This window comes from Streptomyces sp. NPDC101165, from assembly GCF_044768135.1.
In the GTDB taxonomy this organism is placed as follows: Bacteria; Actinomycetota; Actinomycetes; order Streptomycetales; family Streptomycetaceae; genus Streptomyces.
Genome location: NZ_JBIWPG010000013.1, coordinates 36,093 through 58,684 on the forward strand (window position 1 = coordinate 36,093; position 22,592 = coordinate 58,684).

16 protein-coding genes are annotated in these 22,592 nt (G+C 70.4%); 10 read left to right on the forward strand and 6 right to left on the reverse strand.

From position 1 onward, the window contains the following. The first annotated feature begins 60 nt into the window (after positions 1-60). The gene (locus tag ACIRVH_RS27310) at positions 61-1,839 is read left to right on the forward strand and encodes a non-ribosomal peptide synthetase (RefSeq protein WP_403958078.1); all 1,779 of its coding nucleotides are present in this window, start codon (positions 61-63) and stop codon (positions 1,837-1,839) included. Positions 1,840-1,857: 18 nt separating this feature from the next. Here the strand turns inward: ACIRVH_RS27310 and ACIRVH_RS27315 are convergent, their stop codons facing one another. From ACIRVH_RS27315 to ACIRVH_RS27325, 3 genes are read right to left on the reverse strand one after another with little or no spacing between them, the layout of a single operon-like run. Further along, positions 1,858-2,865 carry a VOC family protein gene (locus ACIRVH_RS27315; protein ID WP_403958081.1) on the reverse strand — a complete coding sequence of 336 codons (1,008 nt, stop codon included), beginning with the start codon at positions 2,863-2,865 and terminating at the stop codon, positions 1,858-1,860. After that, the gene (locus ACIRVH_RS27320; protein WP_403958084.1) at positions 2,862-3,734 is read right to left on the reverse strand and encodes an alpha/beta fold hydrolase; all 873 of its coding nucleotides are present in this window, start codon (positions 3,732-3,734) and stop codon (positions 2,862-2,864) included. Before ACIRVH_RS27320 ends, ACIRVH_RS27315 begins: the two co-directional genes overlap by 4 nt. 8 nt (positions 3,735-3,742) lie before the next feature. Then, entirely contained in the window at positions 3,743-5,344 is a 1,602-nt protein-coding gene (locus ACIRVH_RS27325; RefSeq protein ID WP_403958086.1) for a bifunctional 3-(3-hydroxy-phenyl)propionate/3-hydroxycinnamic acid hydroxylase, read from the reverse strand. A 132-nt stretch (positions 5,345-5,476) separates the two neighbouring features. On the opposite strand from ACIRVH_RS27325, the gene ACIRVH_RS27330 reads away from it, so the two are divergent. Then, entirely contained in the window at positions 5,477-6,115 is a 639-nt protein-coding gene (locus tag ACIRVH_RS27330; RefSeq protein ID WP_403958089.1) for a TetR family transcriptional regulator, read from the forward strand. A 96-nt stretch (positions 6,116-6,211) separates the two neighbouring features. Here the strand turns inward: ACIRVH_RS27330 and ACIRVH_RS27335 are convergent, their stop codons facing one another. Further along, entirely contained in the window at positions 6,212-7,153 is a 942-nt protein-coding gene (locus ACIRVH_RS27335) for an amidohydrolase family protein (RefSeq protein WP_403958093.1), read from the reverse strand. A 58-nt stretch (positions 7,154-7,211) separates the two neighbouring features. Here ACIRVH_RS27335 and ACIRVH_RS27340 point away from each other — a divergent pair, with 58 nt between their 5' ends. Further along, positions 7,212-7,706 carry a MarR family winged helix-turn-helix transcriptional regulator gene (locus tag ACIRVH_RS27340; protein WP_403958096.1) on the forward strand — a complete coding sequence of 165 codons (495 nt, stop codon included), beginning with the start codon at positions 7,212-7,214 and terminating at the stop codon, positions 7,704-7,706. A 114-nt stretch (positions 7,707-7,820) separates the two neighbouring features. On the opposite strand, the gene ACIRVH_RS27345 is transcribed toward ACIRVH_RS27340, so the two are convergent. After that, the gene (locus tag ACIRVH_RS27345) at positions 7,821-8,474 is read right to left on the reverse strand and encodes a TetR family transcriptional regulator (RefSeq protein WP_403958099.1); all 654 of its coding nucleotides are present in this window, start codon (positions 8,472-8,474) and stop codon (positions 7,821-7,823) included. A gap of 153 nt (positions 8,475-8,627) precedes the next feature. Next, a complete protein-coding gene (locus tag ACIRVH_RS27350; protein ID WP_403958101.1) occupies positions 8,628-10,493 on the reverse strand; it encodes a multicopper oxidase family protein in 1,866 nt (621 codons plus the stop codon). 955 nt (positions 10,494-11,448) lie between these two features. On the opposite strand from ACIRVH_RS27350, the gene ACIRVH_RS27355 reads away from it, so the two are divergent. The 7 genes from ACIRVH_RS27355 (at position 11,449) to ACIRVH_RS27385 (ending at position 22,592) form a co-directional block, all read left to right on the forward strand. Then, entirely contained in the window at positions 11,449-12,918 is a 1,470-nt protein-coding gene (locus ACIRVH_RS27355) for a sugar transferase (protein ID WP_403958104.1), read from the forward strand. A gap of 79 nt (positions 12,919-12,997) precedes the next feature. Then, positions 12,998-14,314, forward strand: a complete 1,317-nt coding sequence (locus ACIRVH_RS27360) for a nucleotide sugar dehydrogenase (RefSeq protein WP_403958107.1) — start codon at positions 12,998-13,000, stop codon at positions 14,312-14,314. After that, a complete protein-coding gene (locus ACIRVH_RS27365) occupies positions 14,304-15,584 on the forward strand; it encodes a glycosyltransferase family 4 protein (RefSeq protein WP_403958110.1) in 1,281 nt (426 codons plus the stop codon). Before ACIRVH_RS27360 ends, ACIRVH_RS27365 begins: the two co-directional genes overlap by 11 nt. Further along, positions 15,581-16,948: a Wzz/FepE/Etk N-terminal domain-containing protein gene (locus ACIRVH_RS27370; RefSeq protein ID WP_403958113.1), complete on the forward strand. Its 1,368-nt coding sequence runs from the start codon at positions 15,581-15,583 to the stop codon at positions 16,946-16,948. Before ACIRVH_RS27365 ends, ACIRVH_RS27370 begins: the two co-directional genes overlap by 4 nt. After that, the gene (locus ACIRVH_RS27375) at positions 16,945-18,465 is read left to right on the forward strand and encodes a Wzz/FepE/Etk N-terminal domain-containing protein (protein ID WP_403958115.1); all 1,521 of its coding nucleotides are present in this window, start codon (positions 16,945-16,947) and stop codon (positions 18,463-18,465) included. Before ACIRVH_RS27370 ends, ACIRVH_RS27375 begins: the two co-directional genes overlap by 4 nt. Positions 18,466-18,468: 3 nt before the next feature. After that, on the forward strand, positions 18,469-20,403 hold the full coding sequence (asnB, locus tag ACIRVH_RS27380) for an asparagine synthase (glutamine-hydrolyzing) (protein WP_403958118.1): 1,935 nt from the start codon (positions 18,469-18,471) through the stop codon (positions 20,401-20,403). 17 nt (positions 20,404-20,420) lie between these two features. Then, a complete protein-coding gene (locus ACIRVH_RS27385) occupies positions 20,421-22,592 on the forward strand; it encodes a bi-domain-containing oxidoreductase (RefSeq protein WP_403958121.1) in 2,172 nt (723 codons plus the stop codon).

Here is a 22,592-nt window from a genome sequence, read left to right on the forward strand (position 1 = left end):
GGAAGCATGAGCGCCAGGAAAAATCGTCGTCGTTTCAATGCATCACTGAATGGACGCGAAATGGGCGATGCAAAGCACACCGTCCCCCGGCTTTTCGAGGCCGTCGCCGCCGAGGCGGGGGACGACACCGCCATCCTGTTCGAGGGCAAGGCCGTCGGCTACACGGCTCTCAACTCCGCGGCCAACCGGCTGGCACGGTACCTGATCGCCCGTGGCGTGGGACCGGACTCGGTGGTCGCCGTCTCCGTGCCCCGGTCCGCCGACCTGATCACGGTGCTCCTCGCGGTACTCAAGGCGGGCGGCGCCTACCTCGCGCTCGACCCGGCGTATCCGGTGGAGCGGCTGGCGCACATGGTGGCCGACGCGCGGCCGGTGCTGCTGATCCGCGCGGCGGAGCACACGGCACTCATGCTGCCGGACGACAGCGTGCCGGAGGTCGTCCTCGACGACCCCGCGTTCCGCGCGGAGCGCGAGGCGCACGCCGACCACGACGTGTCCGATCGGGAGCGCCTCGCCGAGCTGCGCGTCGACCACCTGATGTACGTCGTCTACACCTCGGGGTCGACGGGCCGGCCCAAGGGCGTCGCGGTGACGCACCGTGGCGTCGCCGGCCTGGTGGCGAGCCAGACCGAGCAGATCGGGGCGGGCCCGGGCGACCGCGTTCTGCAGTGGGCGTCGATCAGCTTCGACGCCGCCTTCTGGGACATCTCACTGGCCCTGCTGTCCGGTGCGGCACTCGTGATGGCACCGGCCGACGACCTGCTGCCCGGCCAGCCGCTGCGGGAGACGATGACCGAGAACAAGGTCACGCACGCCACACTGCCCCCGGTGGCGCTCAGCGTCACCGAAGCCGACGGCGTCCTGCCCGGCGGGACACTCGTCTCCACCGGTGACGCCCTCTCCCCGTCCCTCGTGCGGACCTGGGCCGAGGGCAGGTCCCTGCTCAACGGCTACGGCCCCACCGAGGTCACCGTCGGCATCTCCATCGGGCGGATCACCGGACCCGACGACATCAGCATCGGCCGGACGTTCCCCGGCAGCACCGTGCACATCCTCGACGAGCGGCTGGCCGAGGCCGGTCCGGACGACGAGGGCGAGCTCTACCTGGCGGGGCCGGGACTGGCACGCGGGTATCTGAACCAGGCCGGGCTGACCGCCGCGCGGTTCGTGGCCGACCCGGCCGGTCCGCCGGGCAGCCGGATGTACCGCTCGGGCGACCGGGGCCGGCGTCGCGCGGACGGAGAGCTGTTCTTCGCGGGCCGGGCGGACGACCAGGTGAAACTCCGTGGCTTCCGCATCGAACTGGGCGAGATCGAGACCCGGCTGGCCGCGCATCCCGCCGTGGACCTCGCCTGTGTCGTGGTGGAGGGCGATCTCGCGACCGCGCGGATCGTGGGCTACGTGAGCACGTCGGCGGGAGCGGAGGCCACCGGCGCGGAGTTACGGGAGTACGTGGCCAGGTCGTTGCCGGAGCACATGGTGCCGTACACCGTCATCGTCCTCGACCGCTTTCCCACCACCCCCAACGGCAAGGTCGACCGCACGGCCCTCCGCGAGGCCGACGCCAACCCGCCCGTGCCGGAAACCGCGGCCTTCGCCGGCACGGACCTGTACGACCTCGTCAAGCAGATCCTCGCGGTCCCGGAGGCACGGCCCGACGACAACTTCTTCCAGCTCGGCGGTCATTCGGTCCTGGCCACGCTGCTGGCCCGGAGAATCCGCAAGGAGTTCGACGTCGTGATCCCGATGCGGACGATCTTCCAGGCCGCCACGCTGGAGGAACTGGCGGTTCTCGTGGAGGCGGCCGAAGGGCGCACCGGCACACACCACGAGCCGTGAGGTGCGCGTCGCCGGCCCTCAGTCGTCGGGGATACCGGCGCCGCTGAGGGCGGGGACGGTCTTCTCCGGGCGGGCGAGGGAGCGGGCCCCGAAGCGGAACTGGTCGAGCTTGTCGACGATGGTCCGGCCGACCGGGGTGTGGCCCCAGATGCTGATGCCCTGGTGGGTGCTGGGCTCCCAGGTGGACTCGTCGACGACGACGGGGTTCCAGCCGACCTCCCACTCGAAGCCCGAGGGGGTGCGTGCGTAGTAGGACAGCTCCTTGTCGTTGGTGTGCCGGCCGACGGAGAGGGCCATGTCGAAGCCGAGTTCGCAGACGCGCTCGTAGCTGCGTGCCACGTCGTCGAGGGTGGACACCTGGACGTTGAGGTGCTGGACGCGGGTGCGGATCGGGTCGATCGGCAGACCGCGGACGGCGGCGATCGCGATGGAGTGGTGCCGTTCGTTGACGCGCAGGAAGCGGATCTTGAGTTTGACGCCGCTGATGGTCTCGTCGATGTAGTCGGTGAGACGGGCGTCGAAGACCGTGTCGAAGTAGCCACGGAGCAGGGCCGGTTTGGTGGACGTGAGCGCGATGTGCCCCATGCCGGAGTCGCCGGTGACGAAGCCGGAGGCCAGCATGCGCAGCGGCTCCCCCGACTTCACCGGGGCGGTGTAGATCTCCTGGGTGATGCCCTTGGGCCCCGGGAAACGCAGGAGGCGTTCGACGCCGCGCAGGGCGGCCTCCTCGGCGCTGCCCTCGACGCAGGGGACGCCGTGGGCCCGGACACGGGCCTCGATCTGCTCGAAGCTGCCGTGGTCGTCGACGTGCCAGCCGGTGGCCACGACGTCCTCGGCCGGGCCGCGCCGGATCAGGAACCGGCAGTCCTGGTCGTCGAGGCGGAAGCGCATGAGGTCGCGGGAGAGGTCTTCGTGGTGCATGCCTATGGCGTCGGTGCCGAAGCGGCGCCAGTCCGTGAAGCGGTTGGTCTCGATGACGAGGTAGCCGAGGTGGACGGCGCCGAAGACGGAAGCGGTGGTGTTCATCGGCGGCCTGCCAGGAAGTCGGCGCACAGCCGGTTGAACAGCTCGGCGCGTTCGAACTGCACCCAGTGCCCGGTGTTGGCGACCTCGTACAGATCGCAGTTGGGCATGCGCTCCGCCAGCATGCGGCCGCCGGACGGCCGGTTGACCTTGTCGTCGGCACCCCACAGCACCAGGGTCGGCACGGGCAGCCGGGCCAGGCGCTGGTCCCGGGTGAAGTCCATCCTCCACATGGTGCGCAGGGCGTTCGGACCGGAGGGCCGCCGCAGCGGCGGGGCCGCGACGACCTCGGGGTCGATGCTCGCCCGGAAACGCTCCTCGATGACGCTCTCGGGCACGTCGGCGGCGTTGAAGACGAGGTGGTTGCGGATGAACCTCTCCAGCTTCGGCCGCGAAGGACCGTCCCCGGAGTAGTAGTTGAGCAGACTGTTGAGACCCGCGGTGGGCAGGGCACGGGTGGTGCCGACGCCACCGGGGCCCATCAGGACCATGCGGTCGACCCGGTCGGGGGTGTCCAGCGCGAGGCGCAGAGCGCACGCGCCGCCGTAGGAGTTGCCGACCAAGTGGGCCTTGTCCAGGCCGAGTCGGTCGAGCACACCACGGATCCCGTCCGCGAGGCAGCCGAACGGGTCGGCGCCGTCGATGCCCTTGGTGCTGCGGCCGTAGCCGGGCAGGTCGGGGACGATGACCCGGTACTCCTTCGCCAACGGGCCGATGTTGCGGGCGTAGTTGGAGACGCCCGAGGCGCCGGGGCCGCCGCCGTGCAGGAGCAGCACGGCCGGACCCTCACCGGTCTCGGTGACGAAGATTTTCTTGCCGGCCACGTCGAGCAGGGATTCCCGCATCGTCGGCGGTTCGGTCTGTGTGGTCATGATGGTCCTCACTGGGCTGAGACGGTGGCCGGCCGGGCGGTGGGCGCGAACCCGGCCGGCGGAGGCGGCAGCTGGGCACCGGCGGGTGCGGCGGCGTAGACGTAGGCGTCGGGGCGCAGGGCGAGGGTGGTCACCCGGTGCTCCTTCATCCAGCGCAGCAGAACGCCGTCGCTGTCGACGACCGTGCCCTCGGCGGGGCGGGATCCGGCGGGCGTGACGGTGAGCGAGGGGACGCCGGGGCGCTCCCAGGCGGGCTGGGGCGCGGGCAGTCCGCCGTGCAGCAGCAGCCAGCGGCCGCCGAGCACGTCGTCCAGCCGGACCCGGTTGCCGTCGGGGCCGGTCACCCAGGGCTGCGGTATCTGGTGGCCGGACGCCTTGCTGCGGGGGCGGGCCTGCAGGCCGTCGGCGTAGTGGGCGACGGGTATCCAGTTCGAGTCCTGCAGCCGGTCGGCGAAGCGCGGCGCCCGCTTCAGGACGGGAAGCACGGTGTCACGGACACCCGTGATCGCGCGGCGCCGCTCGGTGATGATCCGGCCGACGAACACCGCCCGCTTGGTGACCTCCTTGACGTGCGGCCTGCGCTCGGCCTCGTAGCTGTCGAGCACCGACTCGGGCAGCTCGCCGCGCAGCACCGCGTCCAGCTTCCAGCACAGGTTGGCCACGTCCCGCACCCCGGCGGCCATGCCCTGGCCGATCCACGGCGGCATGGCGTGGGCGGCGTCACCCGCGAGGAAGACCCGCCCCACCCGGAAGCGGGCCGCGAAACGGACGTGATGGCTGTAGACGGTGGCCCGCAGGATCTTGATCTGGTCCCGGCCGATGCCGTACCGGGACACCATCGCGTAGATCGCGTCGTCGGTGGTCAGGCGCTTCTCGTCGTCCCCGGCCAGGATCGGGAACTCCCAGCGGTGGTGGCCGAGCGGCGTCGGGCAGTCCACGGCCGGCCGCGCGGGATCGCAGCGGAAGCGCAGCCGGTCGTGGTCGGGCCACGGCTTCAGCATCTTGGTGTCGATGACCACCCAGCGGTCCTCGTACGTCCGCCCCTCGTAGCCGACGTTCAGCTGGGCGCGGGCGAGGCTGGAGCCGCCGTCCGCGGCGATCACGTAGGTGGCGCGCAGGCGTCGTACGGAGTCGTCGACGGTGGACAGGGCCGTCAGCTCCACGCCGTCGCCGTCCTGGCGCAGGCGCAGGCACTCGTGGCGCAGGAGCACCTCGACGTTCGGACAGCGGTCGACTCCGTCGCGCAGGACCTGCTCGAGCGCCGGCTGGTAGATGAACATCTGCGGCGGATGGCCGTGGCCGCGCGGGGTGGGGTGGGCGCTGAGGAAGGTGCGGCCCCGGGCGTCGACGAAGTCGAGGGCCCGCTCGGCCAGCATGTCCAGTTTCAGCCGCTCCGCCAGGCCGGTGCGCTGCCAGATCCGTACGACCTCCTCGTCCGTGGAGATCGCCCGCGCGCGGGAGAAGATCTCGGCGTCGCGTTCCAGGACGACGACCCTGAGCCCCATCCCTCCCAGCAGGTTCGCTGCGGTCACCCCCGTGGGGCCGTACCCGATCACCGCCACGTCGTACGTGCTGTTCCGGGCTCTGTCCTTGGCGCTGATCTCAGTCACCAGGCCACCTCACTGTCGTCCCTGTCGCCCACGGCTCTTGCTGTAGCGGTCACTCCAATTGGAATGGCTGCTACAGTAAGGACGGGTGCGGGATAGGGTCAAGTGCTGGGGGCGGAAGAAAGGGCACACTCGATGACCAGGCCGCAGACGACGCGCAAGAAGCGCGCGAACGGGGTGGAGTCGCGGCAGCGGATCCTCGACGCCGCGGTGGAGATCGCGGGCGAGCGGGGGTACGAGGGCACGTCGATCGCGGCGGTGAGCGCCAAGTGCGGGCTGCCGGCCAGCTCGATCTACTGGCATTTCAAGGACAAGGACGACCTGATCGCCGCGGTCATCGAGCGCAGCTTCGAGACCTGGCTGACGGCCGTCGAGCTGCCCGGCGAAGAAACGGGCACGCCGCTGGAACGGGTCACCGCCATGGCGGCGAACGTGGCGAGGTCACTCGTCGACGCGCCCGACTTCCTGCGCCTCGGCCTGATGCTCGCCCTGGAGCGGCGCCCCACGGAGCCGAGGGGCCGGACGGTGTTCCTCCAGGTTCGCGACATCTCCCGGCGGAAGATCGCCGAGATGATCGAGAGCCTCCTCCCGGACCTGGACGAGGACTCCGTACACACCCTCACCACCTACGCCGTGGCCGGCGCCGACGGCCTGTTCATCCATCGCGAGATCTCCGGCGACAGCGTCGACCTGGTGGCCATGTTCGAATTGCACGCGCGTCTGATCTTCGACGCGGCCACCCGCATGGCCGCGAGCAGCCCGGCGCGGCTCTGAGGCCGCTCGCGGCCGACGCTGCCGACACCGTCGGCCGTGAGCGCTGCGAAAACACTCTCCCGCGGAACCGGACTCCGCGCCCGAGGTGGTGCCCGATCAGTCCCTGGCGAGCCGGGGGAAGAGAACCTCGGCGCTGCCGCGGTTGATCGCGTCCAGCTGGCCGGGCTCGAAGCCGTCGTAGCCGTCCAGCATGGTGTCGAGGAGCGTGCCGGCCTCCTGCGGGGCGAACGGGAAGTCGCTGCCGTAGAGGATGTGCCCGGGGGCGGCGAACGCGAGCAGCGAGGGCAGGGCGGACGGCGTGGAGGACAGCGCGGTGTCGAAGTAGAAGCGCTGCAGATCGGTCAGGATGCCCATCGGCGTGGTGCCGGGGTTGAACTGGGCACCGCCGGTGAACCGCCAGGCCGCGTACGGCAGGAAGCCGCCGGCATGGGAGAGGATCACCTTCATCCGGGTGTACCGGCTCAGCACGCCGCCCAGCGTCATGTGCACCGCGGTCCGGGTGGTGTCGAACGGGAAGTCCAGCAGCGGGCTGGGCATGCCCTCCAGCATGGGCATCGGCGGCGCGTCGGGATGGACGAAGACCACCGCGGCACGGGCGTCCAGCTCGGCCCAGAGCGGCTCGAACAGTTTGTCACCGAGGTAGCGGCCCCGCACGTTGGACATCAACACCACGCCGTCGGCGCGCAGTTCGTCCAGCGCGTGGACGGCCTCGGCGACCGCGCCGTCCACGTCCGGGAGCGGGAGGGCGGCGAAGAACCCGAAGCGGTCCGGTCGGTCCTTGGCCAGCTCCGCGCTGTACTCGTTGACCCCGCGGGCGATCGCGCGGGCCTCGGCGTCGTCACCGAAGTGGGTGCCCGGGGAGCTGAGGGACAGGATGCCGGTGGCGATCGACCGGCGATCCATCATCGCGATCGCGCTGTCCGCGTCCCACGCGGGGGTGGGCCAGCCGGCGGCCGTCACGCCGTGACGGTCCATCGCGTCCCGGTAGGCCGGCGGGATGAGGTGCTGATGGACGTCGATGCGGTACGGAGAGGACACGACCTCTCGCCTCCTAATATTTAGATGGCTAACTATTACTCTGGTAAGTTACACCTCCGTGAGCAAGAAACACAACGGTGAGCAGGTCACGCCGAACGCCGTCGGCGAGGTCGGCGCGGAGGAGATCGCACAGGCGACCGACGCCCTCTTCGTCGCCGTACGACGGGCCCGTTCGGCGGGTGCAGAGCACTTCGGCGGACTCTCCCTGGCCCAGGTCGCGCTGCTCGAACCACTGGCCGCGGAGCAGGACATCCCGGTGGGCCGGCTGGCGAGCAGCGCGGACGTCAGCGTCCCGACCGCCACCCGCATGCTGCAGCAGCTGGAGACGAAGGGCATCGTGGTGCGCCGCCGGTCCCCCGAGGACGAGCGGCGGGTCCTGGTCAGCCTCACCGACAAGGGAGCCGAGCTGGTGGCGACGCTCCGGGCCCGGCTGCGGGAGCGTCAGGCCCAGGCCTACGAGGCGTTCACACCGGCCGAGCGCACCCAGCTGGTCACCCTTCTGCGCCGCCTCACCGAACTCGTCTCCGACACCGGCCCGGACTCCCTGCGATAGCAAAGGAGGCCGACTGCCGGCGACCACCGGCCGGCATCCTGGCGACCTGCTCCGCGACCGCGAGGCCACCACCGGCGGTGGACCACTCTCAGCCGTCCCCGGGTTGCCGAGGGATCAGTCGGCACCGGCCTCCGCGGCCACCGTCGACGCGACCTCCGCGACCACAGCACGCGCCTCCCGCTCCGGCACACCGGCCGCGATGAGCGTGGTGACGGCGGTACGGGTCCCGTCGTCCTCCAGCGCCCCGCTGTTGACCTCCTCCAGCAGCGCGACCGTCATCGCCTCCAGGCCGGCGCTGAGCACGGCCGGCGGCAGGTGGGAGTGGAAGACGCCGTCGCGCTGACCTCGTTCGAGGATGGCCGCACCCTCGGCGCGGGCCGGTGCCAGGATCTCGGCCACGCGTTCGGCGCCCAGGTCGCGGCGGGCCAGCGCCAGCAGGAACCGGTAGCGGTCTCCCACCGGCCAGATCGAGAACACGAAGTACGCGAGGGCCCGCTCGGCCGGCTCGTCCGCCCCGAAGTGCGCCGCCCCGGCCGCCAGCGTGCCCCTGAGAGCTTCGGAGGCCTCCTCGGCGAGCGCCTCCAACAGCGCCGCGCGCCCGGGAAAGTGACCGAAGAGCGTGCGTCGTACGACACCGGAGGCCCGCGCCAGCTCCTCCAGCGTGACATCGGGGTTGCGGCCGAGCTCCTGGCGCGCCGTGGCCAGGATGCGCGCCCGGTTGGACCGCGCGTTGCGTCGCTGAGGCACTCGGGCCGCGGGCTTGCTCACGAATACCTCGGCGCATTCACTGTCACGTACGGTGGGCGAACCCGAAGACTGTACCTTCACCTCGATCTCCCAGGTCGGGACTGACACCGACGCTCCAGGTCGCTCGGCACTTCCCGCTTCCCCTCACGCCCCGCAAGGGGCGGCGCCAATCTCTCAGCCGTCGGCCTTGACGATCGTCCAGGGGCGCATCAGGTCGTCGTCCTCGTGTTCGAGGAGGTGGCAGTGGTGGATGTACGTCGCCGGGAGCGTGGCGCCGCTGCCCGGAATCGACGCGATCTCATCCGTCGGCGGGATGAATTCCTGAATGATGATTCTGGTCACCATCTGCGCAGGGGCCTTGACCGTGTCCTTGTAGGACAGCGCTTCGTCCGGGTCCGGTGGAATCGGTGGTCCGGTGAAGTAGTTGGCCAGCACCGGGTGGTCCTCCGGTTTGCGGCCACCGTAGATCCACTTGTTGTAGTCCGTCTGGTAGCGGGCCGCGTCGATCGGCTGCCTGTTCAGCACCTGGAAGTTGACGAGGTGGACATGCATCGGGTGGGCGTCGTGGTTGGGGTTGATGTACTCCCAGATCTCGGTCGAGCCCTCCTTGATGAAGTCCTGGGACGGCGCCATGTACGGCACCGCGTTGAACGTCATCGTCCTGAAGAGCTTGTGCTGGTACACGACCCATTCCCGCCGACGGGTGTGCGGTTTCGGCTTGATGGGCGGGACCGACTGCAGCTTGAGTTTCTCGGGCGGCGTCGACCTGTCCCCACCTCCGGACAGTGGTTTGATGACCCGGAATCTCATGATGTCCGCGATCTCCGGTCCGCAACCGGGGATGCCGGGGAAGTGGACCTGCGTTCCCGGGTAGTTCGTCAAGGTGACTTCACTGCCCTTCACCTTGCTGAAGTCGACGATCAGGTCGTACCGCTCGGCCGGACTGATCAGGAAGTCCAGCATCTGTAGCGGAGCACGGAAGCCGCCGTCCGTGCCGATCAGCCAGAACGGCAGTTGCGGCTGAAGAAGTACGTCTCTGGGAGCCTCGAACCTCAGCCGCCAGAAGCGCTCGTTCGAAGCGTTGAGAATGCGCAGCCGGTAGCGTCGCGGTTCGACGTCCAGGTAAGGGTAGGCCTTCCCGTTGACGACCGGGGTGTCCTCACCTTCCCTGTCGACCATGGTGTAGGCGAGCGAGCCGTCCACGTTGAAGGTCCGGTCCTGCAGGATGAGGGGGACCTCGAATTCGCCTCGCGGCAGCCCGAGCCGCTCGTCGGCGGGGTCACGAATGAAGTAGAGACCGGCAAGGCCCGCATAGACGTTGAGAGCGCTCATCCCCATGGCGTGATCGTGATACCAGAGCATGCACGAATGGTCGTGGTTGGTGTAGCCGTAGATCGCTTCGTTGGACTTCACACGGCCCGGGTCCAGGGTGGTGTAGCCCTCGGCGTGGAAGCCCTTCGGGCTGAACGCCTGCAGCGGCAGGCCGTCGGACTGTGGTGCTGTGTAACCGCCGTGCTGGTGTACGACGTTCCACACGTCGATGTGCTCGGGAAAGGGCTGGACGGGCTTGTAGGGAGGCGGAGGGTCCGGAAAGACCAGGGCGTTCCCGTTACGAATCGCCAGGATCACTTCCTGGAACATGTGGGTGGTCGGCAGCTCGTTGCGGTACTTGACGACCGTCGGGTGGTCCCTGGTCGTGTTGAGGGTCGGCCCGAGATAGCCCATGCCGATCGGCTTGTGAGGGTCGTGCGGATTCGTGGCCCAGTAGCCCCACACAGGTGATGGCCCGAGATCTCGGTGGAACTGCCACGTGCCCTGACGCATCGTGAACTCGTAGTAGTCGGCGCCCGGATAGACGGAAGGATCGGGGACGGCCGCCACCGGCCTGGGCAGCGGGTCGACGAACTTCTTCAGCGGAGGGGTGTTCGGCGTCCCCTCGGGATCCTTGCACCCTGCCGGCGGGTGCGCCGTCGCCGCATACGTCCGCGCGCCCAGTACACCCTGCGGAAGCACGGCCGCAGTCCCCATGGCGCCGGCCATGAGGAATTTCCTTCGCTCAACCATCGTCTCCAGCCTTCCCTCGCCTCAGGTAACGCCCAAGACATACAAGGCCGGTTCGAAACGCTGCCGCAGCACGCCGGTCCGGTCCGGGAAAGCCACTCAATGAGCCGACCTCAGCAATAATTCGGCAGGCATTGAAATGGGGACCAAATCATTCGGAATTGGAACCTGATTATTATCACTGCCGGTGGCTCGCGTGCCCTGGCGCATGGCTATTGAGCCGGTGAGGCCACCGGCCCCCCGCGGACGCTCAGGGACCGTCAGGAGCCCTTCGCCACCGACTGGGCCGACATCTCGGCGTACACCCGGAGATGATCAAGTCGTGCGCCTCGTCGTCCGGGTCGACCGCCGCGCAGAAGCCGCACCCGGGGGCCGGGCGAGCTGCCGGAGCGCGATGGCGTGAAGGCACCCGTGGGCGGTGACCGAGCGATGGATCCAGCCACACAGCTTGAGCACAAATTACATACTTCCCTCTCTTCATACTGGCCCCGATGGTCTAGATTGACCGTGCTTCAGCTGTTCGAGCACGAGGCGACCAGTAATGATCTAGAGGCAACCAGAAAATGATCTATAGGTCCGGCGCCAGGGAAAGCCACCAGTCGCGTCCCCGGCGCCAGACGTGGGGGTGATCAATTCTTGGAGCCCGGGAGGGGGCCTTGGGTGCGGGGAGCGCCCGAGGTTTCGACGGGTTCCCGCGCACCTCGAGAGGCCGGCAGGACCTGCGAGTCCGCTGCCGCCGGGGTGGGCTGTTCAAGTAGCTCTGAAATAGCCGGGATGTCATGCGCAGGGGGCGGGGGCCTTCTGCGGGGAGGAACAGCGCGGCGGGAGGCGGGGGCCTCCCGAGGGGAGGAACAGCACCGGGGGCGGGGGCCTCCCGGGGCGAGGAACAGTGCTAGGCGAACACGTCGAACCACTGGGGACCTTGGGGGGTTCTGTGCGGCAAGGGGGACTAGTCGGCCCGTTTCCGTCTGCGCGCGGGCGTCTGGAGAACGGTGCAATCACGATCGACTGGGAGCAGCGGTACCGCCGTACCGTGATCATCAGCGACACCGTGGCCACCGCCTTCGTGGTGGCGGCGATCGGCAACTTCTTCGGGGCCCGGGACGCGGCCAACTGGCACGAGAAGTGGGGAATTCTCGCCTTCGGCACCGAGCTGCTGGTGCTGGGTGCGCTCGCGGTGAGCCGGGCGTGGACTCCGGCCGTACTCGGCCAGGGCGCCGAGGAGTTCCGCCGGCTCGGGCGCTCGCTGTTCACGGCGACCGTCGTGCTGGCGCTCGGCGGGATCGCCCTGACCTCGCGCAACATCAAGCTCTGGATCTTCGTCGCGATCCCCGCGATCGCACTCGTCACCATGACCGCGCGGTATCTGCTCCGCCTCTGTCTGCACAAACAGCGGAAGGAAGGGCAGTGTCTGAGACCGGTGCTCGCTGCCGGAAGCCCGGACACCGTATGCGACCTGATCACCCGAACCCGCAAGTTCCCGCACATCGGCTGGCAGGTGGCGGCGGTGTGCACACCGGACGGTCGAGGGCTCGACGGTGACGAACTGGACGGAGTGCCGGTCGTCGGCCGCTTGGAGGACGTCGCCAAGCACGTCCGCCACGACGGCTACCGCGTCGTCGCGGTCACACCGGACCCGCACTGGACGCCGGACCGGCTGCAGCGACTGGCCTGGAACCTTGAGGGCAGCGATGCCGAAATGGTCGTGGCCCCGGTGCTGATGGAGGTGGCCGGCCCGCGGCTGCACGTCGACGCGGTGCTCGGGATCCCGCTGCTGCGGGTCAGCATGCCGACCTTCACCGGGGGGCGCCGGGCGGTCAAAGGGGTCGTCGACTGGATGGGCGCAGCGATCCTGCTGATGCTGTTCGCGCCGCTGATGGTGTTCGTCGGGCTGCTCGTGCTGGTGGACAGTCGCGGTGGGGCGTTCTACCGCCAGCGCAGGGTCGGCAAGGACGGCCGCGAGTTCACCATTCTCAAGTTCCGCACCATGGTCGTCGGGGCTGACGGGGCACGTGCCGGGCTGGCCGACCGCAACGAGGGCGCCGGCCCGCTGTTCAAGCTCCGCCGGGATCCGCGGGTGACCCGGGTGGGAGCAGTGCTGCGCCGGTACTCGATCGACGAGCTCCCGCAGCTGTTCAACGTACTCACCGGATCGATGTCGCTCGTCGGTCCGCGGCCTCCGCTACCGGAGGAGTCCGCTGCGTACGGGCCGGACATCCGGCGGCGGCTGCTGGTCAAGCCCGGACTCACCGGCCTGTGGCAGATCAGCGGACGCAGCGACCTGTCGTGGGAGGAGGCGGTCCGGCTGGACCTGCGGTACGTGGAGGACTGGTCGCTCGCCCTGGACACAGTGATCTTGTGGAAGACGCTGCGTGCAGTGCTCTACGGGCAGGGGGCCTACTGATGCGCGGGGGAGGGCCTCGTCGTACAGCCCGCGCGCGGACCGCAGGCCGGGAGGGCCTGCCTGGGGGGAGGAACGGGTCATGAGAGTCAGCGTTTTCGGGCTCGGCTACGTGGGCTGTGTGTCGGCCGCGTGCCTGGCCAGCATGGGTCACGAGGTCATCGGGGTGGACGTGAACCAGGTGAAGGTCGACCTGGTCAACGACGGCAAGGCCCCGGTGGTCGAGGAGCGGATCGGCGAGCTCATCGCCGAGGTCGTGCGGACCGGAGCCTTGCGCGCCACCGGCGACGTCCGCGAGGCGATCATGGACAGCGAGGTGTCGCTGGTCTGTGTGGGCACGCCGTCGGAGCCCAACGGCAGCCTGTGCACCACGTACTTGGAGCGGGTCACCGAGCAGATCGGCGCCGCGCTGGCCGAGCGGGGAGGGCGGCACACCGTCGTGTTCCGCAGCACCATGCTCCCCGGCACCTGCCTGAACCTGCTGGTACCGATCCTGGAGAAGTACGTCGGCGGCACGGCCGGCGTGGACATCGGGGTCGCGGTCAACCCGGAGTTCCTGCGCGAGGGCACGAGCGTGCGGGACTTCTTCGACCCGCCCAAGACCGTCATCGGCGAGCTCGACCCGGCAAGCGGCGACGCGGTGCTGGCGCTGTACGACGGCTTGCCCGGCGAGGTGTTCCGGGTGCCGGTCCCGACGGCCGAGGCGATCAAATATGCGGACAACGCGTTCCACGGCCTCAAGATCGGCTTCGCGAACGAGCTGGGCGCGGTGTGCCAGGCGCTCGGGGTGGACTCGCACCAGGTGATGGACGTGTTCCTGGCCGACCGCAAGCTGAACATCAGCCCCGCCTACCTGCGGCCCGGCTTCGCCTTCGGTGGCTCCTGCCTGCCCAAGGACCTGCGCAGCCTGGTCCACGCGGCGCAGCGGGCCGACGTCTCGGTGCCCATCCTCGCCCATGTGCTGCCCTCCAACTCCGACCATCTGCAGCGCGCGGTGGAGTTGGTCGAGCGCACCGGCAAGCGCCGGGTGGGCCTGTTCGGGCTGTCCTTCAAACCCGGCACCGACGACCTCCGCGAGAGCCCGCTCGTCGAGCTGGCGGAGCGGCTCTTCGGCAAGGGGTACGACCTCAAGATCTACGACGCCAACGTGAGTCTTTCCCGGCTGCTCGGCGCGAACCGCGAGTACATCGAGTCCCGGCTGCCGCACCTCGCGCAGCTGCTCGCGGACTCCGTCGACGAGGTGCTCGAGCACGCCGAGGTGTGCCTGGTCGGGACCAGGGATCCGGCCGTGCTGTCGGCGCTGCCCCATGGTGGCAGCCCGGTGGTTGTCGATCTCATCCGCCTTCCCGACGCCGAGGCGCGCCGGGCCGAACCGGGGTACGTGGGCCTTGCTTGGTGACACATCGTTCGGTGACACGGCCGGCGCCGACCGGCCGGGCCGACGCGCGCTGATTCTGGTGGAGAACCTGTCGGTGCCGTTCGACCGGCGTGTGTGGCAGGAGTGCACGACGCTGCGCGACGCGGGCTGGAAGGTGCACGTCATCTGCCCCCAGGGAAGCAAGCGGGACACGGAGCCGGAGGCGGAGATCGACGGGGTGCGGATCCACCGCTACCCGTTGCGCGCGGCCACCGGAGGGCCGGCCGGCTACCTGCGGGAGTACGGATCGGCGTTGTGGCACACGGTCCGGCTGGCCCGGAAGGTCGGCCCGGTCGACGTGGTCCACGCCTGCAACCCGCCCGACCTGCTGTTCCTGCCGGCACTGTGGCTGAAGCGGCGCGGAGCGCGGTTCGTCTTCGACCAGCACGACCTGGTGCCCGAGCTGTATCTCTCCCGGTTCGGCCGCGGCGAAGATCTGCTCTACCGCGGCGTGTGCGCACTGGAACGGCTGACCTACCGGGCCGCGGACGTCGTGCTCGCCACGAACGAGAGCTACCGGGACGTCGCGGTGCGCCGTGGCGGCCGGCGGCCCGAGGACGTTTTCGTGGTGCGCAGCGCGCCCGACATCGACCGCTTCCACCCCGTCCCGCCCGAGCCGGAGTTGAAGCGCGGCAAGCCTCATCTGCTGTGCTACCTCGGCGTCATGGGCCCGCAGGACGGCGTCGACTACGCCTTGCGGGCCCTCGCGAAACTGCGCGACGAGCTCGGGCGGACCGACTGGCATGCGGTGTTCGTCGGCGCCGGCGACACCTTCGACGCGATGGTGGAGCTGTCCCGGCAGCTCGGGCTCTCGGAGCAGGTGCAGTTCACCGGGCGCATTCCGGACGCCGACCTGGTGCGCTACCTGTCCACCGCGGACGTGTGCCTCTCCCCCGACCCGCACAATCCGCTCAACGACGTGTCGACCATGAACAAGGTCCTGGAGTACATGGTGATGGGCCGGCCGGTCGTCTCGTTCGACCTCCGGGAGGCGCGAGTCTCCGCCGGTGACGCCGCCGTCTACGCGCCCGCCAACGACGAGGCCGAGTTCGCCGGGCTCGTCGCGCTGCTGCTGGACGATCCGGAGAAGCGGGCCCTGATGGGCAAGATCGGCCAGGAGCGGATCAGCGGACCGCTCTCCTGGCGGAACTCCCAGCGCTCGCTGCTCGCCGCCTACGCCGCTGCCTGCCGTGACCGCGTTCCGGTCCGGGCGGGCGACAAGAACCGTGCAGGGCGGAGGCCGCGCAGTTGAACGACGACACGATACGCCTGGTCACGGTCGGGCGGATCATCCGCCGGCGCTGGCGGCTCCTCACCATCCTCGCTCTGGTGGGCGCGCTCGCCGGCTACGGCACCTCTCTGCTGTTTCCACCGCGCTACACGACGTCGGCATCGGTACTGCTGCCGGGCGCGTGGGAGGAGCGCGAGCTGCTCACGCAGCAGGAGATCGCGACCAGTTCGGTGGTGGTCGACCGCGCGGCCGCCACGCTCCACTGGCCCGGAACCAGCGGCAGCAAGCTGCGGGACCAGGTGAGCGCCACGGCCGCCGACGGGAACATCATCAAGATCTCGGGCACGGCCGACACCCCGGAGCGCGCACAGCAGCTCTCCGATCAAGTGGCTCAGCAGTTCGTCACGTTCGCCGCACGGGTCGCGGACGGCAACACCGACCCCGAAGCGGCCGAACAGCTCGAGGCCCTGCGGCAGTCGGTGGTGCAGACCAACCGCCGTATCACCGACCTGGCCGACGCGGCGGATCCGGGGCGGACCGTGGAGAGCGTGCAGTCTCGCACCGAACTGGAGAAGCTGCGCACCTCGCTGCAGGAGGCCATCAACAAGCTGGACCAGGCCGCCCCGGCCGCCAACAAGGCCAACATGGTCGTCATGGGGTCGGCCGCCCGGCCGACCGGCGAGGCACCGCCGACGAGACTGCAGCTCATCGTCGGCGGGGCGCTGCTGTTCTTCCTGCTCGCCGTCATCGGCCATCTCACCGCCGCGCGGATGAGCCGTCGGCTGCGCAGCGAACCGGACATCGCCGCGGCGCTGGGCTCGACGCTGCTCGGCACCGTCGACGTACCGGGTGAACGCTCCGCGCACCGCCCGCAAGGCCGCGGCCCACGGGCCCGGATCCGCCGGCTGCTGGGCACCGACATCCGGTGGGACCTGCCCACCCCGCAGACGTCGGGCGACGAGGCCGGCCTGCAGATCCGCTACCGGCGGGTGTGCGCCCGCCTCCGGGACCAACTGCCTTCCTTGCGGCGGCTGCTGGTCGTCGTCCCGGACGGCGACGAGATCGCCCGCCGGGCCGCCGGGCAGCTCGTCGCCGAGGCCGGGAGCGATCCGGTGCTGCGGATGGTGGAGGTCTCGGTGTCCCAGCCGCTGGTGCCGGACCGCGACAACGAGTCCGGTGCCCTCGTCGTGCTCAGTGCGGGCAACTGGACCGCGGTCGAGCTCGCCGCCATCGCCGAGGCGTGTGCGGACGCCAAGCACGAGGTCGTCGGCATCGTCCTCGCGAGCCCGGTCCGGGCCCGTCCGACGCAGTCCGCCGGCCGTCCCCGGGAGACCGGCACGCCGGTGCTCGCGGTGGGCGACAAGGTGAAGGGAAGTTCAGGGTGACGACGAGTACGACGTCGGAGTCGTCGGCCACCGCTCCGCTGCTGGACCTGCAGGCGCTGGTGGTGGCGGTGCGCCGGCGCCGCCGCCTCTGGTGCTCCACGGCGCTGCTGGGCCTGCTCGTCGGCGCGGCGATGGCAATCCTGCTGCCGCCGCCTCCGACCGCCGTGGCCAAGGTGCTGGTCGCACATCAGGAGGACCAGCCGAACGACCCCGGAACGCTGATCCGCACCGACGTCGGGCTGTTGCAGACCACGCGGATCGCCGCCACGGCCCTGCAGTCCGTCAAGTCCCCGGAGAAACCGGAGGACTTTATGAAGGACTACAGCGCTGTCGGCCTGACCAACAACCTGCTGCAGATCACCGTGACGGGTGACGGCGACGCGGAGGCGGTGGCCCGCGCCAAGGCGCTGGCCGATGCGTTCGTCGCGGACCACGTGAGGCGGATACAGGAAGCCGCGAACGCCGAAGCCAAGGCCCTGCTCGACCAGCGTGACCGGCTGCAGGGCGAACTCGCCCAGGTCAACAAGGCGATCGGAGACGGGTCGTCGGGAAGCGGGCCGAAGGCGTCGGCGGACTTGGAGTCGCTCTTCGCCCGCCGGGCCGAGCTGACCTCGCGGATCTCCGATTTCAGCCAGCGCGCCGCGGAGGCGCGCATCGGCACGCCCCAGCTCATCGCCGGCACACAGGTCGTGGACGCCCCGCGCGCGGTGCGGCACTCCCTGCCCAGGACCGCTGCCACCGACGCCGCGATCGGGCTCGTCCTCGGGCTCGTCCTCGGACTCGCGGTGGCCGCGGTCGGCACGGTGGTGGCGGACCGCCCCGTGCTGCGCCGGGAGATCGCGGCGAACCTCGGCGCCTCCGTCATCGCGGAGCTGCCCCGCCGGTCGGGCAGGCTGTGGCGGCGCCGACGGATCCGGACGGCACGCGAACGGCTCACCACGTCCCTGGCCCGCACCGTGCGCGGCTCCGCGGACCCCGTGTCGCTGCTGGAGCTGGGCTGTGCGCGCAGCGCGAGTGTGATCGCCCTGGAGGTGGCCAGGGCACTGGCGGCGGACGGGCCCGTGACCGTCATCGACGGTCTGCCCGGCCCGCAGCTGGCCAAGCATCGCCCGAAGCCGGGCGACCCGACCGTGGTCAGCGGCGACCGTGCCGCGGCTGTGCCGCACCAGGAACGCCGGCTCGGCGTCGGCTCGGTGGGGCCCGGTACGGCGTGGACCGACCTCCAGTACCTCGGCACTCAGACCGTGCTCGTCGTGCGGGCCGGGCACGGCAGCGCCGCATGGCTGCACACCGTGGCGCGGCAGCTCGCGGACCAGTGCATTCCGGTGATCGGTGTGGTGCTGATCGACCCTGATCCGCGGGACCGGTCCGACGGCACGCTGTGGGACGGGCTGCACACCGCGCTACGCGGCCAGAACGAGCGGCTGGCCCGACAGCATGGGGCGGGCCGGCGGCGGGCGGAGCGGCTGCCGAAGTGGTCGGCACGGGTCCCGGACAGCGACCAGGAGGCGCGGTAGGACATGTGTGGCATCGCAGGCACTTACCGATGGCCGGACGGGAAGGTCGTGACCGACCGGCTCACCGATACCCTCGCCCACCGCGGTCCGGACGGGGCGGGCCGGTACAGCCACCCCGCCGGTGACGGCGAAGTGCACCTCGGGCACCGCCGGCTGGCCATCATCGACCTGTCCGAGACCGGCGCCCAGCCGATGGTCTCGGGCGGCCTCGTCCTGACGTACAACGGCGAGCTGTACAACGCGCCCGAGCTGCGGGCCGAGCTGGCAGCCGCCGGGGTGCGCTTCCGCGGTACCTCCGACACCGAGGTGCTGCTGGAGGCCTGGCGGCGCTGGGGCACGGACTGCCTGCCCCGGCTGCGCGGCATGTTCGCGTTCGGGATCTTCGACGAGCGAACCGGTGAACTGGTGCTCGCCCGCGACCAGCTCGGCATCAAGCCGCTGTTCCTGCTCCGGCGCGGCGAGGGTCTGGTGTTCGCCTCCGAGCTCAAGGCGCTCGCCGCCGTGACCGGCGGGTCGCTGCAGGTGGACCATGCGGCGCTGGTGGCCTCGCTGCTGTACTACTGGGTGCCGGACTCACGGTGCGCGTTCCGCGAGGCGGAGAAGCTGCCGCCGGGGAGCTGGCTCAGGTGCCGGCCCGACGGCCGGGTGGAGCGCGGCCGGTACTGGCACCTCCGGGACGTCGCCGCCGAGGCCCGGGAGCGGGCCCGGGACGGCGAGCAGCCGGATGTCGCCGCCATCGTCGAGGAGTCGACCCGGCGTCACCTGCTCTCCGACGTACCCGTGGCGACCTTCCTCTCCGGCGGGCTGGACTCCAGCTACCTGACCGCGCTGGCGGCCCGCGACCGACCCGGGATCTCCGCCTACACGATCGGGTTCCGCGCCGAGGACGCCAGGTTCGAGGCGATGCCGGACGACCTGCGCTATGCCCGGCAGGTGGCCGAGCGGTTCGGCGTCGACCTGCACGAGATCGAGATCGCTCCGAACGTGCTCGACCTGCTGCCGCAGATGACGTACCACCTGGACGAGCCGATCGGCGACCCCGCCGCGATCAACACCTTCCTGATCTGCTCGGCCGCCCGGGAGGCCGGGGTCAAGGTGATGCTCTCGGGGATGGGCGCCGACGAGCTGTTCGCCGGGTACCGCAAGCACCTGGCCAACCTGATCGCGCTGCGCTACCAGCGCGTCCCACGGCCCCTGCGGCGCGGTCTGTCCAGGGCCGTGGACCGGCTGCCGGTCGCAACGGCCCGCCGGGGGTACCGGTCGGTGCGCTTCGCGAAGCGGTTCCTCTCCTTCGCCGATCTGCCGGAGGAGACCGCGTTCCGGCGCAGCTACACCATGTACGACCAGGACGAGCTGCTCGCCCTGGTCGATCCGGACCTGGCCGGGACGGTCGAGGACGTGCTGACCGAGCATGCGGATGTCTACCAGGACAACGACCTCGACGACTTCGTCAACCGCATGTGCCTGGGCGACGCCCGGATGTTCCTGCCGGGTCTGAACCTCACGTACACGGACCGGTCGAGCATGGCCGCGTCGACCGAGGTGCGGGTGCCGTATGTGGACGTCGAGGTGGTCAAGGCGGCGTTCGCCGTGCCCGGTGATCGCAAGATCGTCGGACGGCAGGGCAAGGCCGTCCTCAAGGAGGCGGCCACCTCGATCCTGCCCCGGGAGATCGTGTACCGGCCCAAGGGCCTGTTCAGCGCCCCGCTGCGCGCCTGGATGAGCCGGGATCTGGCACCGCTGGTGCGCGAGGTGGTGAACGACGGCGAGCTCGTCCGTTCAGGGCTCCTGCGCCGCGACGCGCTGGCGCACATGGTCGCCGAGGACGCCGCCGGGCAGCGGGACTTCTCCAAACATCTGTGGCATGTGCTGACCCTCGAGTACTGGTATCGCGGCGCGACCTCCGGGGCCGGCCAGAACTCTCCCTCGACTGCGTAGAGACAAGAGGACTTCGGGTGAAACAGGTTGTGCAGAACTACAAGAGTGGCGAGCTGGCGCTGCTCGACGTGCCGGTGCCGGGGTGCAAGCCGGGGGGTGTGCTGGTCCGGAGCGCCTACTCGCTGATATCCACCGGAACCGAGCTCATGAAGGTGTCCGAGGCCGGCATGTCGATGCTGGGCAAGGCCCGCTCGCGGCCGGACCAGGTGGCCAAGGTCGTGCAGAGCGTGGCCACGAACGGGCTGCCCGCCACCTACCGCAAGGTGATGGGCAAGCTGGACTCCTACACACCGCTGGGCTACTCGCTGTGCGGGGTGGTCGAGGAGGTCGGCACCGGGATCGACGATGTGAAGGTCGGCGACCTCGTGGCCTGCGCCGGCAACGAGCACGCGCTGCACGCCGAGCTCAACTGGGTGCCGAAGAACCTCTACACCCCGGTGCCGGACGGCCTCGCGCCGCGGCACGCGGCCTTCGGCACCGTCGGGTCGATCGCGATGCAGGGCGTCCGCCAGGGCGAGCCGCAGCTCGGCGAAGTGGCGCTGGTCATCGGCCTCGGGCTGATCGGGCAGCTGGTGGTGCAGCTGCTGGCCGCCTCGGGAGTCCGGGTCATCGGGGCCGACCCCGACCCGGTGCGCTGCGAGCTGGCCGAGCGCCTGGGCGCGGCGGCCTGCGGCGATCCCGCGTCCGCGGCCGTGGAGAACTCCGTCGCCGAACTCACCGACGGTCACGGCGTGGACCAGGTGTACCTGGCCGCCGGCGGCGGCAGCAACCAGCCCGTCGAGCTGGCCGCCCGGCTCTGCCGGGACCGCGGCCGGGTCGTCGACATCGGCAAGTGCCGCCTGGACCTGCCGTGGAACGCGTACTACGAGAAGGAGCTCGACGTCCGGTTCTCCCGCAGTTACGGCCCCGGGCGCTACGACCCGGAGTACGAGCTCGAGGGGCGGGACTACCCGATCGGCTACGTGCGCTGGACCGAGCGCCGCAACCTGGCGTGCTTCCTCGACCTCGTCGCCCGCGGCCGCGTCGACGTGGAGCCCCTGGTCTCCCACATCGCCGAGTTCGACGACGCCGTCGAGACGTACCAGCGGCTGAAGGGCGGCGACCTGAAGGCCGTGGCCGTGCTGTTCCGGTACCCCGAACAAGCCGTGGAAGCGGAGGCTCCCGCGGTGGCCGTGCCCACGGTGAACGTGAGGCCGGGTCCGGCCCGGGGCGCGAAGACGCCGGTGCGGCTGGCGTTCGTCGGCGCGGGAAACTACGCGACGTCGATGCTGCTGCCGCACCTGGCACAGCGCGACGGCGTCGAGTTGTCCACGGTCGTCACCACGACGGCGCTGTCCGCGGCCAACGCTCAGCGGAAGTTCGGCTTCGCCGAGGCGACCACCGATCTCGACGCCGTGCTCGGCGACACGTCCATCGACGCGGTGTTCGTGGTCACCCGGCACAGCTCGCACGCCGAACTGACCCGAAGGGCGCTGCTGGCCGGCAAGACGGTGTTCGTGGAGAAGCCGTTGGCGCTCACCGAGGACGAACTGGCCGGCGTGCTCGCGGCGGTGGAGGAGTCCGGCAACGACCGGCTGCAGGTGGGCTTCAACCGCCGGTTCGCGCCACTGCTGCAGGAGGCCGGGAAGCGGTTCGGCGCCAGGACCGGTCCGGCGAGCCTGCGCTACCTGGTCAATGCGGGCCGGCTGGCGCACGGCAGCTGGTACCTCCAACAGGGCACCGAGGGATCGCGGTTCGCCGGCGAGGGCGGACACTTCATCGACACGGCGAGCTGGCTGCTCGGGGACGATCCGGTCTCGGTGTACGCGGTCGCCACGTCCGGCAACGAGGATCTGCAGGTCGTGCTGCGCTACCCGGACGGGTCCACCGCCACCATCAGCTACGTCACCACCGGCGCCCCCGGCTTCCCCAAGGAGACGCTGGACCTGGTCGCGGACGGCAAGGTGCTGCGGCTCGACGACTTCGTCCGTGCCTCCGTATACGGCCGCAAGCGGTGGGTCAGTTCGCGGCTGCCCAAGGCCCGGGACAAGGGCCAGTCCGCCGAACTGGCCGCCTTCATCAAGGCCGTGCGGACCGGCGGTCCGATGCCGGTGCCGCTGGAGTCGCTGGTCGCCACCACGGCGGCCACCCTCGCCGTGCAGGCCGGCCTGGCCGCCGGCGCGCCGGTGACGCTGGCGAGGGCGCTGTGA